The organism is Streptomyces sp. G7(2002), assembly GCF_028870195.1.
In the GTDB taxonomy this organism is placed as follows: domain Bacteria; phylum Actinomycetota; class Actinomycetes; order Streptomycetales; family Streptomycetaceae; genus Streptomyces; species Streptomyces nigrescens.
This window is the reverse complement of record NZ_CP102609.1, coordinates 8,221,016-8,239,259: the sequence shown is the minus strand read 5'-3', so window position 1 is coordinate 8,239,259 and position 18,244 is coordinate 8,221,016. Positions and strand designations below refer to the sequence as shown.

At 72.8% G+C, this 18,244-nt stretch carries 16 protein-coding genes; 4 read left to right on the top strand and 12 right to left on the bottom strand.

Translation table 11 applies throughout. The features are described 5' to 3' along the window. Nucleotides 1-268: 268 nt before the first annotated feature. From NUT86_RS35355 to NUT86_RS35335, 5 genes are read right to left on the bottom strand one after another with little or no spacing between them, the layout of a single operon-like run. Nucleotides 269-1,312, bottom strand: a complete 1,044-nt coding sequence (locus NUT86_RS35355; RefSeq protein WP_274739431.1) for a 2-hydroxyacid dehydrogenase — start codon at nt 1,310-1,312, stop codon at nt 269-271. Nucleotides 1,313-1,351: 39 nt separating this feature from the next. After that, the gene (locus tag NUT86_RS35350) at nt 1,352-1,978 is read right to left on the bottom strand and encodes a histidine phosphatase family protein (RefSeq protein ID WP_274739430.1); all 627 of its coding nucleotides are present in this window, start codon (nt 1,976-1,978) and stop codon (nt 1,352-1,354) included. Continuing rightward, the gene (locus NUT86_RS35345) at nt 1,975-3,483 is read right to left on the bottom strand and encodes an FGGY-family carbohydrate kinase (protein ID WP_274739428.1); all 1,509 of its coding nucleotides are present in this window, start codon (nt 3,481-3,483) and stop codon (nt 1,975-1,977) included. The genes NUT86_RS35350 and NUT86_RS35345 overlap by 4 nt, the downstream gene beginning before the upstream one ends. After that, nucleotides 3,476-5,047: an FGGY-family carbohydrate kinase gene (locus NUT86_RS35340; protein ID WP_274739426.1), complete on the bottom strand. Its 1,572-nt coding sequence runs from the start codon at nt 5,045-5,047 to the stop codon at nt 3,476-3,478. The genes NUT86_RS35345 and NUT86_RS35340 overlap by 8 nt, the downstream gene beginning before the upstream one ends. 13 nt (nt 5,048-5,060) lie before the next feature. Continuing rightward, nucleotides 5,061-6,386: an MFS transporter gene (locus NUT86_RS35335; RefSeq protein WP_093645686.1), complete on the bottom strand. Its 1,326-nt coding sequence runs from the start codon at nt 6,384-6,386 to the stop codon at nt 5,061-5,063. Nucleotides 6,387-6,660: 274 nt separating this feature from the next. Between NUT86_RS35335 and NUT86_RS35330 the strand changes: the two genes are divergently transcribed. Further along, nucleotides 6,661-7,452, top strand: a complete 792-nt coding sequence (locus tag NUT86_RS35330; protein WP_018088517.1) for a DeoR/GlpR family DNA-binding transcription regulator — start codon at nt 6,661-6,663, stop codon at nt 7,450-7,452. A 61-nt stretch (nt 7,453-7,513) separates the two neighbouring features. Here the strand turns inward: NUT86_RS35330 and NUT86_RS35325 are convergent, their stop codons facing one another. Continuing rightward, on the bottom strand, nt 7,514-8,362 hold the full coding sequence (locus tag NUT86_RS35325) for a helix-turn-helix transcriptional regulator (protein ID WP_274739423.1): 849 nt from the start codon (nt 8,360-8,362) through the stop codon (nt 7,514-7,516). 152 nt (nt 8,363-8,514) lie between these two features. Here NUT86_RS35325 and NUT86_RS35320 point away from each other — a divergent pair, with 152 nt between their 5' ends. Further along, the gene (locus NUT86_RS35320; protein ID WP_018088515.1) at nt 8,515-9,276 is read left to right on the top strand and encodes an SDR family oxidoreductase; all 762 of its coding nucleotides are present in this window, start codon (nt 8,515-8,517) and stop codon (nt 9,274-9,276) included. A gap of 77 nt (nt 9,277-9,353) precedes the next feature. Here the strand turns inward: NUT86_RS35320 and NUT86_RS35315 are convergent, their stop codons facing one another. From NUT86_RS35315 to NUT86_RS35295, 5 genes are all read right to left on the bottom strand, one after another. Continuing rightward, on the bottom strand, nt 9,354-10,076 hold the full coding sequence (locus NUT86_RS35315; RefSeq protein ID WP_018088514.1) for a hypothetical protein: 723 nt from the start codon (nt 10,074-10,076) through the stop codon (nt 9,354-9,356). A gap of 16 nt (nt 10,077-10,092) precedes the next feature. Beyond that, nucleotides 10,093-11,223 (bottom strand): NAD(P)/FAD-dependent oxidoreductase, encoded by a 1,131-nt coding sequence (locus NUT86_RS35310; protein WP_274739421.1) that lies wholly within the window; start codon nt 11,221-11,223, stop codon nt 10,093-10,095. Continuing rightward, nucleotides 11,220-13,241 carry a LodA/GoxA family CTQ-dependent oxidase gene (locus NUT86_RS35305; protein WP_018088512.1) on the bottom strand — a complete coding sequence of 674 codons (2,022 nt, stop codon included), beginning with the start codon at nt 13,239-13,241 and terminating at the stop codon, nt 11,220-11,222. Before NUT86_RS35305 ends, NUT86_RS35310 begins: the two co-directional genes overlap by 4 nt. Nucleotides 13,242-13,418: 177 nt before the next feature. Next, nucleotides 13,419-13,943, bottom strand: a complete 525-nt coding sequence (locus NUT86_RS35300; protein ID WP_274739419.1) for an acyl-CoA thioesterase — start codon at nt 13,941-13,943, stop codon at nt 13,419-13,421. 149 nt (nt 13,944-14,092) lie between these two features. Beyond that, nucleotides 14,093-15,322: a S1 family peptidase gene (locus NUT86_RS35295; protein WP_274739416.1), complete on the bottom strand. Its 1,230-nt coding sequence runs from the start codon at nt 15,320-15,322 to the stop codon at nt 14,093-14,095. A gap of 102 nt (nt 15,323-15,424) precedes the next feature. Between NUT86_RS35295 and NUT86_RS35290 the strand changes: the two genes are divergently transcribed. Then, complete coding sequence (locus NUT86_RS35290) at nt 15,425-15,967, top strand: cell wall hydrolase (protein ID WP_274739415.1); 543 nt, start codon at nt 15,425-15,427, stop codon at nt 15,965-15,967. A 4-nt stretch (nt 15,968-15,971) separates the two neighbouring features. On the opposite strand, the gene NUT86_RS35285 is transcribed toward NUT86_RS35290, so the two are convergent. After that, nucleotides 15,972-17,318 (bottom strand): hypothetical protein, encoded by a 1,347-nt coding sequence (locus NUT86_RS35285; RefSeq protein WP_274739414.1) that lies wholly within the window; start codon nt 17,316-17,318, stop codon nt 15,972-15,974. A 203-nt stretch (nt 17,319-17,521) separates the two neighbouring features. Between NUT86_RS35285 and NUT86_RS35280 the strand changes: the two genes are divergently transcribed. Next, entirely contained in the window at nt 17,522-18,064 is a 543-nt protein-coding gene (locus tag NUT86_RS35280) for a hypothetical protein (protein ID WP_234017501.1), read from the top strand. Nucleotides 18,065-18,244: the final 180 nt, after the last annotated feature.

The following is an 18,244-nucleotide window of genomic DNA, read 5'->3' as shown; positions in this document are numbered from 1 at the left end:
GCGAACACGCTGACCACTGCCACCTGCGGTAACCAGCGGTAGCCCGCTGATGCCGCGTTGCATCGTGAGGCCACCCCCGTGCACTGTCAACGCAGGTGCAACAGGCGGTAGTTGATTGCGCCAAGGTCACGACGGCGGCCCCCGGACCGCCCCGTGCCCCCTGTTCCCCCACGCCGGCCTGCGCTTTCCTGCCCCGCGCCGCCCGTGTGCCGGCCCCTCCGGGCCGCTCCGCCGCCGCGGCGGCGACCGAAACCCGACCCCCGGTGCCTCAGCCGGCCCACAGCGCCTCGGGGTTGGCGCAGTGGACCAGCGGCTCACCACGCAGATAGCGGCCGACGTCCGCGGCGACGATCCGTGCGGCCTTGTGCGCGACCTCCTGGCTGCCGCCCGCGATGTGCGGGGTGAGGACGACACCGGGGGCGGTCAGCAGCCGGGAGGTGGCGGGCAGCGGCTCCTCGGGGAAGACGTCGAAACCGGCGCCGGACAGCTGACCGGAGTCCAGCGCGTCGCAGACCGCGTCGTAGTCGAGCAGCGCGCCGCGGGCGCAGTTGACCAGGACCGAGCCGCGGGGCATCGCGGCGAGCTGCCGGCGCCCGATCATGCCCGTGGTCTCCTCGGTGACCCGGGCGTGCAGGGAGACGATGCGGGAGCGGGTCAGCAGCTCGTCGAGGGAGACCTGTTCGGCGAGGCCGGCCAGCGCCTCGGGGCGGACGTAGGGGTCGTGGACGAGGACCTGGGCGCCCATGGCGGCGAGGACCTTGGCGACCCGGCTGCCGATGGCGCCGAAGCCGATCAGCCCGACGGTGGCGCCGTCGATCTCGATGCCGCAGTTGTCGTAGTCGTAGTAGTCGCCGCGCCAGACGCCCCGGCGGAGGTCCGTGTGGGTGTCGCCGACACCGCGGGCGGCGGCCAGCATCAGGGTGAGGGTGTGCTCCGCGGTGGCGGTGGCGTTGCGGCCGGGGGCGTAGCAGACCGCGACACCGTGCCGGGTGGCGGCTTCGACGTTGGCGTTGACCGGGCCGCCGCGGCTGGTGCAGAACAGCTTCAGATCGGGGCAGTGGGCGAGGATCCGCTCGGTGAGCGGGCCGTGCTCGGTGACACAGATCTCGGCGCCGCGGAGGGCCTCGATCATCTCGTCCTCGCTGCCGGAGGCCTCGATGACCTCGGCGACCGGCCCGAACGGGGTGTGCGGCCAGTCGAATTGGATCTCGCGTACGTCCAGCGGGGTGTCCCCGGCGGCCTCGCGCACGGCCCGGGTGAACAGGTCCGGGCGGATGAAGTGGTTGCCGGCGGCGAGGACGGTGGCGCTCATGAGGGGCTGCTCCTGAAGGGGCGGGGGCGGGGCGGGTGGTCAGTGGAGGGCGGCGGTCCGGGCCGGGGCCGGCGCGTTGAAGCTGAGCAGCGCGGTCTGCCCGTTCTCGATGCGGAGCTCGGTGCGGGCGCCGTTGTCCAGCCGGGGGAAGACCCGGCGGTAGTCGGCAAGCGGGATGCCCAGCAGATGGCAGAGCAGGACCCGGACGAGGGTGGAGTGCGCGACGAGCAGGATCCGGCCGTGCGGCTGTGCGCGGGCGAGTTCGGCGAGGCAGTCGGTGGCGCGCTCGGCGGCGTGACGCGGATGTTCGCCGCCGGGCAGATGGTGCTCGACCGGGTCGGCGAGGAAGGCGGCCAGCTGTTCCGGGAAGCGCCGGCGCATCTCGTCCCTGGTCAGGCCCTCGCCCTGGCCGAAGTCGACCTCGTAGAGCCGCTCGTCGACACCCGCGGTGAGACCGCAGGCCTCGGCGGCGGGGGCCGCGGTCTGCCGGGCGCGGGAGAGCGGTGAGCTCCAGATGGCGGTCAGTCCGGCGGTGGCGGCCCAGGTGGCGAGGGCGGCGGCCTGCTCGCGGCCGTGGTCGGTCAGGGCCACGTCGGTGCGGCCGGCGTAGCGGTTCTCCGCGTGCCAGACGGTCTCGCCATGGCGTACGAGGATGAAGTCGGTCACGGTGCTGCCCTCCTGCGGGCGTGGTCGGCCACGGACCGGTCGAGCCAGCCACGGCGGGTGAGTTCGTCGATGAAGCGGAGATGGACGGGGAGGTAGCGGGCGGTGCGGTCCGGCCTGGGGGTGATCTCCCGGGCGGTGCGCACCATGGCGGCGGCCGCTTCCTGCAGCCCGGTGCCGGAGGAGGTGGCGGCGAGGACGGCCATGCCGAGAGCGCCCTCGGCCTGCTGCGGCAGCCGTACGGGGCGGCCGAGGACATCGGCGCGCAACTGGCACCAGTAGGCGTTGCGGGCACCGCCGCCGGTGAAGGTGAGCGGCCCGTCGACGGGCGCGCCGAGGTGGTCGAGGTAGTCGAAGCAGAGCCGTTCCAGGCAGGCGACGCCCAGGAGACAGGCATGGAACTCGGCGGCCCGGGTGGGGGCTTCACCGAGGAGGAAGGGCGCGGCGTCGGGGGCGCGGAAGGGGAAGCGTTCACCGCCGCCGGCGACGAGGGGGTAGGCGACCGCGTCCGGGTCCAGGGCGGCGGCCCGTGCGGTGAGCGCGTCCAGGTCCGCGCCGGGGAAGCGCTGGGAGAGGACGCCCGCGCCGCTGCTGGAGGCACCGCCCGGCAGCCAGGTCCCGCCGGGCCCGCGGTGGCAGTAGACGACGCCCGCCGGGTCGCGGACCAGGTGCGGGCTGCTGCCCTTGAGGACGAGGGTGGTGCCGAGCACCGAGTTCCAGGCGCCCGGCGCGAGCGCTCCGGCGCCGATCTGGGCCGCGCAGCCGTCGGTCATCCCCGCGACGATGGTGGTCCCTTCAGGGATGCCGGTGGCCTCGGCGGCCGCGGCGCAGACGGTGCCGAGCGGGCTGCCGGGGCGTACGACGTCGGGCAAGAGGCTCTCGGGTACGCCGAGTCCGTCCATCACCTCCTGCGGCCAGCGCTCCTCGACGAGGTGGTAGCCGGTCTTGAGGGCGTGGCCGGCATCGCTCGCGAGCTGCCGGCCGGCCAGCCGCCAGGTGATCAGGTCGACCTGGTGCAGCAGCCGGGAGCCGGTGCGGAGTCCGGGGTCGTCCTCCAGGAGCGCGACGAGCTTGGGCAGCGCCCAGGACGGCTGCATGGTGCGGTAGCCCAGCTCCTGCCAGACCTGCTCCCCGACGGCGTTGACCGCGGCGGCCGGTGCGGCGGCGCGCCCGTCGTCGTACATCAGGCCGGGGGTGCGCGGGGTGCCCCGGTGGTCGGCGAGCAGGATCGTGCCGGAGGTCCCGTCGACCGCCAGCCCGCGGATACGGCGGGTGTCGAGGCCGTCGAGGGCCTCCCGGCAGGCGGCGCCTAGCGCGCGCCACCACTCCTCGGGGTCCTGTTCGTGGCGGTTGCCGTCGCGCCGGCCGGTCAGCGGGCGGGCGGCGGTGGCCAAGACCTCTCCGGTGCCGTCGACGGCGAGACAGCGTGCGCTCTGGGTGCCGAGGTCGAGGCCGAGCCAGATGCCGTCGAGGGCGGGGGCGGCGCCGTGGTGGCGCGGGTCAGACACGGGGTCCTCCAGGGGTGGTGGCGGGGTGGCCGCCGGCTTCGGTCGGCCGGCCGGGGGCCTCGGCGGGGCGGCGGGCGCTCCCCCGCCAGACGGCGCCGCCGCGCCAGCCCGCCTCCCGGGCGCGCGTCCGCCACCCGAGGAAGTCCTCGTACAGCGCGGCATAGAACTCCGCACGTTCCGGTTCGGGCCCCCAACTGCGCTGCATCCGGACGTACTTGGCGGCGGCGCTGTGCATGCTGGTCTCGGCGCCGGTGCGGACCAGGCCGGTGAGGAAGGCTCCCTTGGCGCCGAGTTCGGTGTCGCCGGAGCGGGCGGTGGGCACCCCGGTGGCATCCGCGATCAGGGCGCACCAGGCGTCGCTGTTGGCGCCGCCGCCGCACAGCCGCAGTTCGCTGACGTCCGTGCGGGCGGCGGCCAGCGAGTCCCGCAGGACCAGCGAGAGCCCGTCGAAGACGGCACGCGCCAGATCGGCGGGCGTGTGTTCCAGGGACAGGCCCCAGAAGGAGCCGCGGGCGCCGGTGTCGAGGAAGGGCGCGCGCTCGCCGGCCGGGGAGAGGTAGGGCAGGAACATCAGCCCGCGGGCGCCCGGCTGCGATTCGAAGGCCAGCTGTGCCAGCTCCGGCGGCCCGGGCAGATGCAGCAGCCGGGCCGCCCAGCCGAGCACCTCGGCGCCGTTGAGCGTGGGGAAGGCGCGCAGCACCCGCTCGCGGCCCCGGTAGGCGATGTGGATGCCGGACGGCTCGCCGCCGGTGTCGATCCCGGTACGGACGATCTCGGTGCACAGCGTGGTGCCCAGGATGCTGCACGCCTGGCCGGGGTTGACGACGCCGACGCCGCGGGCGGTGGCGGCGATGTCGTACGGGGACATGACGACCGGCAGACCCGCGGGGAGGCCCAGTTCCTCCGCGGCCCCGGTGGTGATTTCGGCGATCCGCTGCGACTCCCCGAGGACGGTGGGCAGCAGCCGTGCGTAGGCGTCGAGGCCGAAGAGTTCGATGATGGCGGGGTCGTAGTCGCCGGTGGTGTGGTCGAGGAACGGGGCGGAGGCGTCGGACTCGTCGCTCGCCCGGACGCCGGTGAAGCGCAGGAAGAGCCAGCCGGCGGCGGTGAGCGAGGTGGCGGAGCGGGCCAGCCGGTCCGGGTCGTGCGCGGCGAGCCAGCTGAAGAGGGCGTTGGGCATTCCGGTGCAGGTCAGCGAGCCGTTGCGGCGGAAGGCCGCCTCCAGGACGCCGTCGCGCTGCCATCCGGTGAGCAGGTCCCCGGCGCGGCCGTCGGACCACAGGATGGCGGGCCCGGTGGGCCGGCCGCGGTCGTCGACGAGCCAGGCGCCGTCGCCCTGGGCGGTGAAGGACACCAGCCAGACCGGGTCGGTCAGCCCGTCGAGGACCGTGCGGACGGTGTGGACGACGGCGTCCCAGACGGCGTCCATGTCCTGTTCCGCCCAGCCGGGGTGCGGGCGCAGGACCTCGGTGGCCCGGCGGGCGACGGCGATCTCGGTGCCCTGGTCGTCGAAGACGACGGACTTGATCACCGTGGTGCCGACGTCGATGGTCAGTACGGACATCAGTGGGGTCCTCTCACGCCGGTGCCGAGGCGGCGGTGGGCGCGGGGCCGTCCGGGGCGTCGCCGTGCCGGGCGTCCGCGCCGGGGGCGTCCTCCGTACCGGGCGCGGCCGGCAGCTTCAGGAAGTGGGCGAGCACGCAGCTCACCGCATACATCCCCGCGAAGATCCAGACCACCCCTTCGACACCGAGCGGTCCGACGAAGGCGGCGACGACGGCGGGGCCGACGAAGGTGCTGGCGCCCGCGCCCAGGTTGAGGGCGGCCAGGGCCTGGCCCTGGTGCTTCGGCTCCAGGGTGGGCACCAGCGCCGAAAGCGGTACATAACCTGCCAGCGTAGCGCCGTAGAACGCGGCGACCAGGAGGGCGAGCGGGAAGTTCGCGCCCGCCGCGTCCGGGACGTAGAAGAGCAGCAGGGTGCTGAGCGTGCAGCCGGCGCCGCCGAACCAGGCGATGGTGCGGCGCCAGCCGAACCGGTCGCCGACCACGCCGAACAGCAGGTTGGCGAAGATGTTGGTCGCGAACATCGCGCTGAGCAGATGCAGCCACTCGGTGAGGGTGAAGCCGACCGTTCTGGTGAAGTGGATCGGCAGGATGACGAAGAAGCCGAACTGCGAGGCCGTGTTGATCACCCGGACGACCGAGCCGACGCCGACCCGGGGGTTGCGCCACAGGATCGTGATGCTGCCGACCAGGGTGGCCACCGGCCCCTCCCCCTCGCCGGGGGCCCGCCGTACACCGCGGTCGTCACGGACCAGCAACAGGGCGATCAGTCCGCCCGCGGCCACCAGCACCAGCGCGGCCCACAGGGTGGCGTAGGAGCCGATGTGCGGGATCAGGCCGCCGGCGACCAGCGAGCCGAGCGTGGGCAGGCCGCCGGTGAAGGCGAACCAGAACCAGCCCATGGCCGTGCCGAGCCGGGCGCGCGGCGCCACTCCGGCGATCCAGACGAGGAACCCGTAGGCGAACAGCGGATATCCCAGGCCGCGCAGCCCGTACGCGAGCATCATCAGCGGATAGCTGGTCAGGGGGATGGCGGCGGTGAGGAAGAGCAGCTGGAAGACGGCCCAGATGCCCAGGCCGGCCCACATGACGCGGCGCGGCCCCCACAGGTCGGACAGCACTCCGGAGAGCCAGGCGGCGATACCGGCGGCGACTCCGTAGACGGTGAACAGCAGCGCGACCCGGGATTCGGTAAGGCCCTGGTCGAGGAGGTACGGCGAGAGATAGCCGGACTCGACCCCGTCTCCGATCATGAAGAGGAGGAGGCCGAGGTATCCCCAGGCGAGGGTCGGCGGGATGCCCAGGCGTGTGATCAGCGAACCCGGAGGAGAATTCTTCATCGAATCTCCCTTTCTGCGGCGGCGGGGCAGGAGGGGTGGACGCAGCGATGGAACCGCCGGGCGGAAACGGGCGTCAATGGCCGCCGGAATCTTCGCATCGGGGCCGCGACCTGCCATGTTGTGTCGTACCGGAGCCGCATGTGGGCGCCCTGGCCGCCGCGCGCGCCATGTGAAATCCGTGCGAACATAACGCGGCGCATTCACACGGCGGAGCCCGTACGGCGGGGCCGCACCGGCCCGCCACGGGGACAACCGGGACGGAGGGAGCGGAGCGATGGACCGGGTCGAGGCGCAGGAGGAGCGGCGGCGCCGTATGCGGGACACCGTCATCGCCCGCGGGTTCGTGCGGACCGCGGACCTCGCCGAGGAGTTCGGCGTGAGTCTGATGACCGCCCACCGCGATCTGGACGCCCTTCAGGCGCAGGGCTGGCTGCGCAAGGTGCGCGGCGGTGCGACGGGGCTGCCGTCGGCGCAGTTCCACGGCAGTGTCGCGGAGCGGATGGCCACCATGGCGCAGACCAAGCAGCAGCTGGCGCGGGCCGCCGCCACGCTGCTGGTCCCCGGGCAGACGCTGCTGCTCGACGACAGCACGACCTGTCTGCTGCTGGCGCACCAGCTCTCCGGGCACACCCCGCTGACGGTGATCACCAACTCGCTGCCGGCCCTCACCACCCTCGCCAAGGAGCCCGGCGTCGCACTGATCACGCCGGGCGGTGCGTACTTCCCGGCGTATGACGCCTTCATGGGCCCGCACACCGCGGAGGCGGTACGGGCCTTTCGCGCCGATGTGCTGTTCATGTCCACCACGGCCGTCACCAACGGCCGCTGCTACCACACCTCACCGGAGACCGTGCAGGTCAAGCGGGCCATGATGGAGAGCGCCGGCCGCCGGGTACTGGTCGCCGACCACACCAAGTTCACCAAGGGCGGCCTCTATGCGCTCGCCCCGCTGACCGACTTCGATCTGCTGATCGTCGACGACGGACTGGCGGCCGAGCAGGTGCGGGCGGTACGGGCGGGCGGCACCGAGGTGATGGTGGTGCCGGGGCGCGGGCCGGTGGCCTGAGCCGGCGTGCCGTGCGGCCGGTCGCCCCGGCACGGAACCGGCGTTGGCGCGGGCCGGCCCGTCAGACCGCCGGGCTCGCCGTCCAACTGGCCAGCAGGGCCAGGCGGTCAGCCGTCCGTGACCCCGGTTCCGGCGTGTAGACCACCAGCATCTGATCCGGCTCCCCGGACACCGTCAACGTCTCGTACGGCATGGTGAGTTCACCCGCGACGGGGTGCCTCATCCGCTTCGCCCCGTACGTCTTCTCCTTGACCTGGTGGTCCGCCCACAGCCGGCGGAAGTCCTCGCTGCCCAGCGACAGCTCGCCCACCAGCGTCGCCAGCTGCTTGTCCCGTGGGTGGCTGCCCGCGTCCAGGCGCAGATAGGCGACCGTCTCGGCGGCCACCGCGGGCCAGTCCGGATAGAGCTCGCGCGCCTGCGGGTTGAGGAACACCTGGCGCGGCATGTTGCGCTCCTCGGGCGGCATCTGCGAGAAGCCGACGACGGCGTCGCCCAGCGCGTTCCACGCGAGCACATCCATACGGCGGCCGAGCACGAACGCGGGGACCTTCTCCATGGCGTCCAGGAGGAGGCGCAGGCCCGGGCGGACTTTCCGGTCGGCGGGCCCCGCGGCGGACGTGCGGCGGGCGGCGGGCCTGGCCACCGTCCGCAGATACTGCTGCTCGGTGTCGTCGAGGCGCAGAACGCGCCCGATGGCGTCGAGTACGGCATCCGAGGCGGAGGGGCTGCGGCCCTGTTCGAGGCGGATGTAGTAGTCGACACTGACGCCTGCCAGCTGGGCGACCTCCTCGCGGCGCAGGCCCGGAACCCGCCGTCTGCCGTGTCCCGGCAGCCCGACCTCTTCGGGCTGGATGCGGGCGCGCCGGGAGCGCAGGAAGTCGCCGAGTTCCCCGGCCGTGGAGGTGTCCATGCCGCCGATCCTAGGGGGCGTCCCGGATCCGATCCTGGTACTGCCGGACCCAGGAAAAGAGCAGCCCTGGGTAGCGGCGGCGGCCGGGCGCAGTGTGGTTGCCGTCGCCGGGAGACGCCCGGCGGCGACGTCAACCAGCCCAGGAGTTCCCCATGTCGTACGACACCCTCGCCGGCCGCACCGCTGTCGTCACCGGAGCCGCCAGCGGTATGGGCGAGGCCACCGCCCGGCTGCTCGCCTCGCACGGCGTGCGGGTGGCGCTGCTCGCCCGCCGGGCCGAACGGCTGGCGGAGCTGGCCGCCACGATCGAGGCGGCCGGCGGACAGGCCCTCCCGGTCGCCGCCGATGTGACCGACGACGCCTCCGTGGACGCGGCGGCGGAGCGGGTGCACACCGCGTACGGTCAGGTCGACCTGGTGGTCAACTCGGCCGGCGTGATGCTGCCGAACCCGGTCACCGACGGCCGGGCCGACGAGTGGCAGCGCATGCTGGACACCAATGTGGCCGGCGCGCTGCGCGTCGTGCGGGCGTTCACCCCGGACCTGATCGCGGTGGCGGAGTCCGGCCGGACGGCGGACCTGGTGAACATCTCCTCGATCGGCGCGCACATCGCGTTCCCCGGCTATGCGGTGTACGGCGCGACGAAGGCCGCGCTGACGTACCTCTCGCAGTCCCTGCGCACGGAGCTGGGCCCGCGCGATGTGCGGGTCACCAACATCGAGCCGGGTCTCACGGACACGGAGCTGGGCGACCACATCGACAACGCGGAAATGGCCGGCCAATTGGACGGCATGTTCGACGCACTGACCGGCCTGGCCGCGGACGACATCGCGGACCTGGTCGCCTACACGACGAGCCGGGCCCGTCACGTGAACCTGCGCCAGGCGATCGTGCTGCCGACGCGGCAGGCATGAGCCCGGCGCCCGGCCGGCCCGGTCCGCGACGGTGGCGCGGACCGGGCCGGGTCAGGACGGAATCAGGCTGTGGTGGATCAGTTGTTGAGGCTGGTGTGGTTCCACCAGCCCTGGCGGCCGACGGTGAAGTCGGCCGTCGGGCCGTTCCCGTCGATCTTGCCCTGGTACTGCTGCCCCTTCTTCAGCGGGCTTTCGATCAGCTTGTCGTGGGCGTCCCTGATCGAGTCGATGACGAGGGTCGGGACCTTCTTCAGCAGCGCCGGGTCGATGGGCTGCGCGGGGGTGATGGTGACGGCCTCGTCCCAGTTCGGGCGGGCCGCGAGCTGGTGGGCGAGGTGGATCTCGTCGCCTTCGCCGAACACCAGGTAGGTGAGGTATTCGGGGTAGGGCAGGTCTCCGAGCTTGCGGAAGGAGAGGACGTCTTCCCTCTTGCAGTCCACCGTGGTCTCGGCCGTCGTCATCTGCTGGAAGTCACGGCTGCCGTCCGGCTTCACCACGACCCGCTCCAGATGCACCCGGAACTCCTTGCCCTGCTGCAGCTCCGGGAGTTCGAAGTGGTGCGGACAGCGCAGGGAGTAGAAGACCCGCTGGTTCTCGTGCTGCGCCAGGTCCTTCAGGTACATGTCCCGCAGCTCGCCGTTGTCCTTGATGGAGAAGCTGAAGACGGCCTGGTAGTTGTGGCCCGACTGGGGGTTGTACAGCGCCAGGTGGTAGAAGAACAGCTTCTTCTTGCCCAGCAGCAGGAAGCGGTGGATGTGCTCGTGTCCGGCCGTGGGCTCGGATGCGGGGGTGGGGGTCATGGTGAGGTCTCGCCTTTCATGAGTGGGGGTTGTGGTGGAGGTTCCGCTGCCGCCGGGCCCAGAAGGGCCGGTCGGTCCAGCGGGTTTCCTGGGCGTGCACGGCACGGTGGCCGTGCTGGTAGGCGGTCCTGGCCGTGGTGACCTTGGCCGCGTAGTCGGTGAGGGCCGCCCGGTTGCCGTGCAGCCGGGCGTCGACCGCCTGGCCCGCGCTCAGCCCGGTGTAGAGGGCGGTGAGGATGCCCTGGGAGCTGAGCGGGTCGAAGGCGGCTGCCGCGTCCCCGGCGGCCGTCCAGCCGTCGCCGTGCACCCGGTCCAGATGTGCGCTGTGCGCGGGGGCGCGGCGGGGTGGGCGCAGGGTGGTGAACCCGTGCGGGCGGGCCCGGCGGGAGATGTGCCGGGTGGCCAGCAGCCGTTGGCGGAACCGCTCGGCGCCGCGGGCGGCGGCGACGGGCAGGTCCGGGTCGGTGAAGTAGGCGACCAGACGGTGCCGGGAGGGCAGCAGGGCGGTGTACCACCAGCCGTCCTGGTCGGACTCGACCAGCGAACGGCCGTCGGTGGGGGTCTGCGGGGCCGGGTCGAGGGTGAGGTGGAGGGCGGTCAGCTGGTCTGCGGTGCGCCGCCGGGCGCCGGAGCGGACGGCGATCGCGGCGCCCCGTCCGGTGGCGTCCACCACCCAGCGGCAGCGCACCGTACGCTCCCCGGCCCCGCCGGCCCGGTCGCGCAGGGCGAGCCGCCAGGTGCCGTCCGACTGCCGGGAGGGGCTCCGTACGGCGGTGTGCTCGGCGACCTCGGCGCCCGCCGCGCGGGCGGCGGCGCGCAGCCGCCGGTCGAAGAGCGGACGGTCGAGGTGCCAGCCGTGGCCGTACGGGTCGTGGAGGAAGTCCACGGCGTGCAGTTCAGGCGAGCCCCAGGCGGACAGGTTGCCGTGGCAGGGCAGGTGGCCGCTGCCCAGGACCGGCTCGGCGACGCCGAGGTCGGCGAGCAGCAGCCGGCCCATGGACACCAGCGCCTCGCCTGCCTTGGGCGGGCCGGTGCCGGCGTCGGCCAGCAGGACCGTCCGCCCGGCCTGGACGAGGGTGAGTGCGGCGGCGCAGCCGGCCGGGCCACCGCCCGCGACCACGACGTCGTAGGCGGGTGCGGGGCTCACTGGGTGCCGTGGAGGGGGTCGAGCTTCTCCAGGTATCCGGCGGCGATCGTCTCCTCGTCCCGGCCGGTCGCCTCCTTGACCTCCTGGACCGCCTGCTGCACGAGCATGGACTCGACGGTCTCGGCCGGGATCTCCCCGGTCCAGGCATCGGCCACGCCCGCCAGTTGGGGCGCGCCCGCCTCGGGCACCTGGATGTTGATGAGGTTGGCGTGGTCGGGGGCCGGCGGATAGCCGGGCTCGGACTCCACCTGGACGTACTTGGGGAACTTCCCGTCGCCCACGGTGTATTCGTGCGGCTCGACGATGCCGAACTTGTACCAGTCGTCGATCATCTGCCGCCGCTGCTTGTTGAAGTCGGTGCCCTTCAGGCCGCGCAGCCATACCGCCCGGTTCTCGAAGGCCTTCTCCCTGGCGCTGTCGTCGGGGCCGCTCGGCGGGGTGTTGACGGTCGCGAAGTCGGACTGTTTGAGCACATGGTTGGGCATCTGGGCGGGCCAGAAGGTGGGCAGGTAGGGGCTGTAGCGGGGGCCGAGCCCGGACCGTACCTGGTAGCCGGAGCGGCAGCTAGCGGTGTCGCACTGCCAGGGCGCGGCCATCCAGCGGGTGAGGTCGCCCGGCCCCTGCGCGTGCAGCGGACCGTTCTTGCCCAGGGCGTCCTGGACGCTGAGCACATCTCCGTAGTCGGGTTCCGGGTTCTCCGGCGTGCGGTGCAGGATGCGGAAGGGCTCGGAGTACATGGTCTTGTGCCGCATCGGCCAGGTGACCTCGCAGCCCGGGTGGAACGCGTCGGCGGCGCAGTTGTCCAGCGCGGCCCGGTCCAGCAGGCCCGGCCGGGCGGCGACGGGCGCCGCGTCCACGTCCGGGTGGCCCTTACGGGGCGGGCCGGAGGTGAAGTGGCCGTCGGCCCATTGGGCCAGCATCCGGTCCTGCTCGCAGGAGATCTTGATGTGCTGGCGGACGGAGTTGGGCTTGCCGCTGGACATGAAGTCGCCGTAGAGCCACGGCCAGGGCAGGGGGGATGTCCCGTCCCGCTCGTAGTCGCGCATCTGGACATAGACCTGGCGGCGGAGTTCCCGGCTGGCCTCGCCCGGGTCGGCGAGCCGCTTGCGCATGGCCGGGGCGAGGAAGTGGTGCGGGCCTTCCCAGCCGAACTGGGTGGCGAAGCCATGGTTGACCCACTGCAGATCGCAGAACCGGCTCAGCAGCGGTTCGATGTGTTCGGGGAACGAGACCTGCTGCACGGCGGGCAGGGTGTGCTCGGTGACGAACACGTCGTACAGCAGGTCGTAGAGGGTGCGGACGGTCTTCACACCGGGCGCGTAGTGCGGCGGGGCCACCACGGCCCAGGCCGGGCTCGCGGCCTTGGTGACGCCCCCGATGGTGACCTCCGCCGTGACCGGGCCGTCGGAGACGTCGTCGTACCAGGTGTCATTGTTGGCGACGCCGGCGATCGGCTTCTCGGGAGTGGCGTAGGAGGCCGATTTGCCGACGCCGCCGACGACCAGCAGACGGCCGTCGCTCTGGGTGGCGATCGATCCCAGCGGGACCGCACGGCTCATGATCTTCCCGGAGAGGGCGGCATTCTCGTGCAGGGAGGCACGGATCTGCTTGCGGCCGGCGTCGATGACGAGTTTCTTGCGGTCGGCTCCCCTGACGTCGAAGTTCCGTCGGCGCAGCTGGGTGTCCGGCAGGTTCTGGGCCTCGCGGATGTCGAGCGGGATGTGGAACTGGTACCAGGCGGCCTTCTTGTTGGCCAGGTGCACCGACCACTTGATCTCGGTGACGCCGTCCTCGCCCAGTTTGAGTTCCCGGACGGCCTCCCCGGCCTGGTTGTAGCCGTAGACCCGGAACCGGGCGGCCTGCCGGATGACCTTCCCCGAGCTGTCCTTGTACGAGCCGGGCGGCAGCGGCGGCTGGTCCGGTGACTCCGGACCGATGAAGGGCGGTTTGTCGCTGTTGCCGACCCGGGCTATGCCGATGGCGGGGTGGATCTTGACCTGGACGATCTGCGTGTCCATCGAGGAGCCTTTCGCTGGGCGGGTGTGGTGCCCCCCGACGGCTCAAACGTGGATCAGGCTCGCGCGCACTGTGATGTCCAGGCATCGCAATGGATGAACGGATTCACCCCTTCGTGTCGGCGGGGCCGCGCCCGGCCTGCCGTACGGAGACCGGGGCGGCGCCGCGGAGCGCGCGCGTCAGCCGTCGGTGAGCCCCAGCAGCGAGGGCTTGTCGGCCAGGTCGTGGAAGGCCGCCCGCGGGTCCTTGAGCAGTTTGCGCTCGGTGAGGTCGAGCAGCCCGCAGACGGCGCTCACCTCGGCGGCCACCGTCCCGTCCGTCTTCCGGACGGTCTGCTCGATCCGGAAGGTCTTGCCCTCGCCCCAGACGAACGCGCAGCTCACCTCGACCTCGTCACCGGCCCGCAGCTCCCGCAGGTAGCGGATGGTGGTCTCGACGGTCACCGGGCCGACGCGGCGGTCCACCATGGTGCTCTGCCGGATACCGCTCGCCTGCAGCAGCGACCAGCGGGCGTGCTCGGCGTACTGCAGATAGACGCTCTGGTTGAGATGGCCCTGGGTGTCGGTCTCGTAGCCGCGCACCGTGATCCCGACGGCGAACGGCACCGCCGTGTCCGGACCGACTGCCGACTCCGCCGCTTCTGTCACGTGCTTCTCCCACTCCCCGTAGGCGCCGGTGCGCCACTCGGGCCCCCCACGCCTCATTGACCACTGGCTTCACATCGTAGGTGTGGGGGCAAGGGGCCGGAGGGGTTTTCCCGGCGTCGGCCACCGGCCCCGTGGGCGGTGGCCGGGCGCGCGGTGACGGGCGCGGTGACGGGCGCGGTGACGGCGGGCGGCGGGCGGCGGGCGCGTCAGGGGCTGCCCGTCACCAGCCGCAGATTCCACTTCTCCAGGGCCTCGCCGATCGGCTGGAAGATGGTGAGGGTGGCACCACCGAACGTGCCGCAGTGGGCGGCACCACCGCCCGAGTGCACGCCCAGGGCCTTCGGGGCGTTGGGCTGGGTGACATACGACCCGCCCGAATCGCCGGGCGCCGAGCAGGCGTTGGTGAACGACAGGCCCTCGATGACCGTGTTGCCGTAGTCCACGGTCTGGTCGACACGGGTGATCTCCCCGCAGTGCCAGCCGCTGCTCTGCCCGGAGTGGCACAGCGACATACCGGCCAGGCCCTCCTGCGCGCCGGTGACGGTGACCGGCGCACCGCCCTGGCCGGCCACGTTCGCAGTGACCGTCCAGCCCGGCTGGTCGACTTCGACCAGCCCCAGGTCCCCCTCACGTCCGTTGACGCTGTGCCCGCCGCCGTGGTTGGAGGTCCCCATGAGGCTGCCGTCCTTGCCGAACGCGGCCTGATCGGCGGTGAGCGTGCAGTGGCCGGCCGTCAGAAAGCCCTGGAAACTTCCCGGTCCGGTCACCGAGAAGCCGATGGAACAGATGCCCTCGCTGCCCGGCATCCACCGCTCACCGCCGACCACTTTGCCGCCCTGCTGCCGCGGCGTCTGATTGCTGCGCTCGACGGTGACCGGGATCTTCCCCCGCGCCCCCAGCTCACGGACGGTCTTCTCGAAGGCGGCGGTCCGGGGGGTGTGCCGGGTGCGGTCGATGCGGACCACCACACCGTTGGCGCGCTCGTCCACGCCCCAGCCGGTGACGCCGGCCACCCCGTCGCCGGCCCGTCGGGTGATCTGCTGCATCAGGGCCGTGAGCGCGGCGCGGCTGTGCGGCACCGTCTTGGGCACCGCCCCGGCGGCCCGCACCCGCTGGGCGTCGGCGGCGCCGGTGACCGCGACGACCAGCTTGCCGGTGGTCCTGTCGAACCACATCCCGGCGGGCGGGGTGCTCAGCGTCCGGCGCACGGTCGCCGCGGCACGGTGCGCATCGGTCTCCTGCGCGAGCCGGGTCCGTACCTGCACCGCTGACAGCCCTAGGTCCCGGCGCATCGCGTCGAGCATGCCGCGCGGCGAGGGACGGGACGTCGGGTCGGGCCGGGGCACGCCGTGCGCCGGGCTGAACGGACCGACCGCCGCCAGGACGGCGGCGACGGTCGCGCCCCAGAGAGCTGCCTTGCGAAAGCGGCGTTCCATCGGGGATCTCCTCGCGGTGTCGAGTGCACGTCGGACCGATGTGGTGAGCGTGCTCGACACCGGGGCGTGCGGCATGAGTAAGATCCCCGGCATCATGACCGGGTGTTCCGTGAACCCGGCCGTCAAGTCCCCACCGTCCACGGCACGGTGGCGTTCCGGCAGCTCCCGGAGGAGCTGCGCAATGTGACCTACTCGGGTGCCCGCCATCCGGGAGCGACGACACCTGAATGCCCGTCACACGCGGCGGACGGGGCGGCCGGTGCCCCCGGCCACCCCGCCCCGGGCCCCTTCGCCGACCTGGCCGGGGGCGCGAACTGCCAGCGCTACGCCTACGCCGTGCTGCGCCACTTCGGCCTGCTGATACCACCGTTGCGCTCCGCGGAGCTCTGGGCGGACGAGGTGGCGACCCGCCGGGTGGACCGTCCGCGACCGCTGGATCTGGTGCTGTTCGACGGCGGCCCGGCCGAGGGCCGGCCACCGGGCTACGGCGCGCACGTGGGCGTCCACCTGGGACCCGACCAGGTCCTGCATCTGTGCCGGGAGGTCGGCAGGCCCGCCGTATGGCGCTATGCGGACTTCGCGGCGCGGCCGCGCTACGGGCGCCTCCTCGGCGTCAAGCGGGCGGAGCGGCCCCGGGGGCGCTGAGCGCTCAGAAACCTCCGCCGTCGAACCCGCCGCCGCCGAAGCCACCACCGTCACCAAAACCGCCGCCGCCGCCGAAGTCGCCGGAGTTGAAGTCGGATCCGGAGTAGTCGCCGCCCTCGGCGCCCGCACCGCCGTAGTCGGCGCCATAGGCGGCGGACGACATCATCATGTTGCCGAGCAGCGTGCCCACCAGGAGGCCGGGCAGCAGGCCACCGCCGAAGTAGCCGCCGGCCCAGGGGCCGTAGGCCGGGCCCGCGTCCCAGTAGGGCCGGTCGCCGCTCGCGGTCCGGACCGTACGGGCCAGCGGCTCCCGCCCGTCGTCCATGCGGCTCTTGTCCGCGGCGCAGACCGGGACGGTGCGCTCGGCGCCGCCCTCCGGTGCCCATCGGGCATCCACGACCGACGGGCCGTGCCGTGGATCGAAGAAGCAGGGCAGCCGCCGCTCGGGCAGCGGTTCGCCCTCGCGGCGCGCGGCGAGGGTGGCCAGCGAGAACCGGCCGTCCTCCAGGGCCTGGGTCACCCCCTGCACCTCACCGGGGTGCTGGGCCGCCGCCATCGCCGATTTGGCGTTCTCGTACGAGTCCAGCGCATGGCTGTAGTCCGCGCGCATCGCGTCGTCGGCGCCGGGCTCACCGGGGTGGAAGTCGAGCCGGTCCAGCTCCTCGCCGAAGGCGGTGATGTCCTCGTCGACGACGACCCGCAGATCCTCCAGTGCGGCCTGCTCCTCCTCGATCCGCCTTCTGCGGTTGCGGCGGGCGATCGCGTAGGCGCCGCCGCCTCCGACGGCCACCAGCACTCCGAGCCCGATCGCGGTGCCGGTGCCGAAGCCGCTGTCACCCGCGCCGCCCCAGGCAGAGGGGGCCTGGCCGTTCGCCGACCGTACCGCCGTGTCGACGAAGCTGTTCAGGCGCTCGTTGACGGTCGGGTAGTCGGAGCTCTTGACCGAGCCGACGAGGTTCTGGACCGAGTTGCGCGACATCACCCGCGGGTCGGCGCCGGCATTGAAGCCGTTGCCGAGCTCGACGGCGTAGACGCCGCTGATGCCGACCTTGGTGCGCAGGTCCCGCAGCAGGGTGCCGGGCTGGTACTCGGCGGCCCGCGGCAGCACGGCGACGAAGATCGGCTTGTCCGAGTCCTTGATCTTCTTGGCCAGCGCGTCCGCCTGGGCCCGGGAGAACTGGTTCTCGGCGCGGGGATCGACGTAGACCGGGCCCTGCTTGAGGGCCGCCGCGGCCTCGTCGAGCCCGCCGGCGGCATGGGCACCCGGTGCCATCGCGGCGACCACCGCCAGCAGCACGGCCACCAGCAGGAGGACTGGTCCGATCAGCGCACGACGAGTTGCGGTCTTCATGTGTTCGACGCTACCCGAACTGCACTTTCGGGACATCACCGGAGCCGCGACCAATGTGGTCCGGAGCGGTGGATTCTCCCTCGTCTCCAGGGGGCTGTCGCGCCGGAGCTGTCCATCCAGGTGATCGCTCAGCGCGTCGTTTTTGATGCGCAGAGTGCCGGGGATGTTCCGGCTCGCCACTCCCCCGAGGAAACGAGGAGACGATGTGCAGGGCCACCTCGATGGCCACCAATCTGGCCGTCGCCGTCGCCACCACCGCCGTCGGCTGCATGCTGGTGATCTCGCTGGCACCGTCGCGCCCGGACTCCGGGAAGAGCGGTCCCGCGGCCGGCAGGGCGATGGCCGCCACGGCCGGCCATGCGGGCTCGGCCGCGCGGGCCGCCACCTCCGCCCTCGGTGCGGCCGCCGCCAGTGCCGGCCCCGAGGAGTTCGCCTCGCCGACGACGGGGCGGATCGAGGTGACCGCGCCGGAACCCGGCGTCGACTACAAGCCGAACGGCAGTTTCGCGGTGGCCTGGAACAACAGCACGGGCGAGGAGGTGGACGTCTGGCTGCGGACGTCGACGGGCCACGGCCGGTCGCAGCGGGTGGCCCTGGTCGCGACCCGGGCCGGTGCCGGGCCGACCGGTGAGGCGTTCGTGACGCTGCCCAGGGTGCCGCCGGGCCCGCGCTACTTCCTGGAGGTGGCCACCGCCGGCGACGGCGCGGTCCGCGGCTTCAGCCGAACCTTCGCCATCACCGACTGACCGGCAGCCACCGGCCACACGGGGCGGTGGCCGTCGGTCACCGCTCCTAGGGGGTGTCTTTCCGATCAGGCCGGATCAGGGAGCGGGGTCTGGTGCGTGCGATCGCAAGGCGGAGGAGGGAGTCGACGCGGAGCGTCGGCGAGTGACGACAACGCCGCGAGCGTGCGTGCCAGACCCCGC

Coding starts and splice junctions, on each gene's coding strand:
- NUT86_RS35355 (WP_274739431.1), bottom strand. CDS start 1,312: ATGAGCGCCACCGTCCTCGCCGCCGGCAACCACTTCATCCGCCCGGAC.
- NUT86_RS35340 (WP_274739426.1), bottom strand. CDS start 5,047: ATGTCCGTACTGACCATCGACGTCGGCACCACGGTGATCAAGTCCGTC.
- NUT86_RS35335 (WP_093645686.1), bottom strand. CDS start 6,386: ATGAAGAATTCTCCTCCGGGTTCGCTGATCACACGCCTGGGCATCCCG.
- NUT86_RS35330 (WP_018088517.1), top strand. CDS start 6,661: ATGGACCGGGTCGAGGCGCAGGAGGAGCGGCGGCGCCGTATGCGGGAC.
- NUT86_RS35325 (WP_274739423.1), bottom strand. CDS start 8,362: ATGGACACCTCCACGGCCGGGGAACTCGGCGACTTCCTGCGCTCCCGG.
- NUT86_RS35320 (WP_018088515.1), top strand. CDS start 8,515: ATGTCGTACGACACCCTCGCCGGCCGCACCGCTGTCGTCACCGGAGCC.
- NUT86_RS35315 (WP_018088514.1), bottom strand. CDS start 10,076: ATGACCCCCACCCCCGCATCCGAGCCCACGGCCGGACACGAGCACATC.
- NUT86_RS35305 (WP_018088512.1), bottom strand. CDS start 13,241: ATGGACACGCAGATCGTCCAGGTCAAGATCCACCCCGCCATCGGCATA.
- NUT86_RS35300 (WP_274739419.1), bottom strand. CDS start 13,943: ATGAGGCGTGGGGGGCCCGAGTGGCGCACCGGCGCCTACGGGGAGTGG.
- NUT86_RS35295 (WP_274739416.1), bottom strand. CDS start 15,322: ATGGAACGCCGCTTTCGCAAGGCAGCTCTCTGGGGCGCGACCGTCGCC.
- NUT86_RS35285 (WP_274739414.1), bottom strand. CDS start 17,318: ATGAAGACCGCAACTCGTCGTGCGCTGATCGGACCAGTCCTCCTGCTG.
- NUT86_RS35280 (WP_234017501.1), top strand. CDS start 17,522: ATGTGCAGGGCCACCTCGATGGCCACCAATCTGGCCGTCGCCGTCGCC.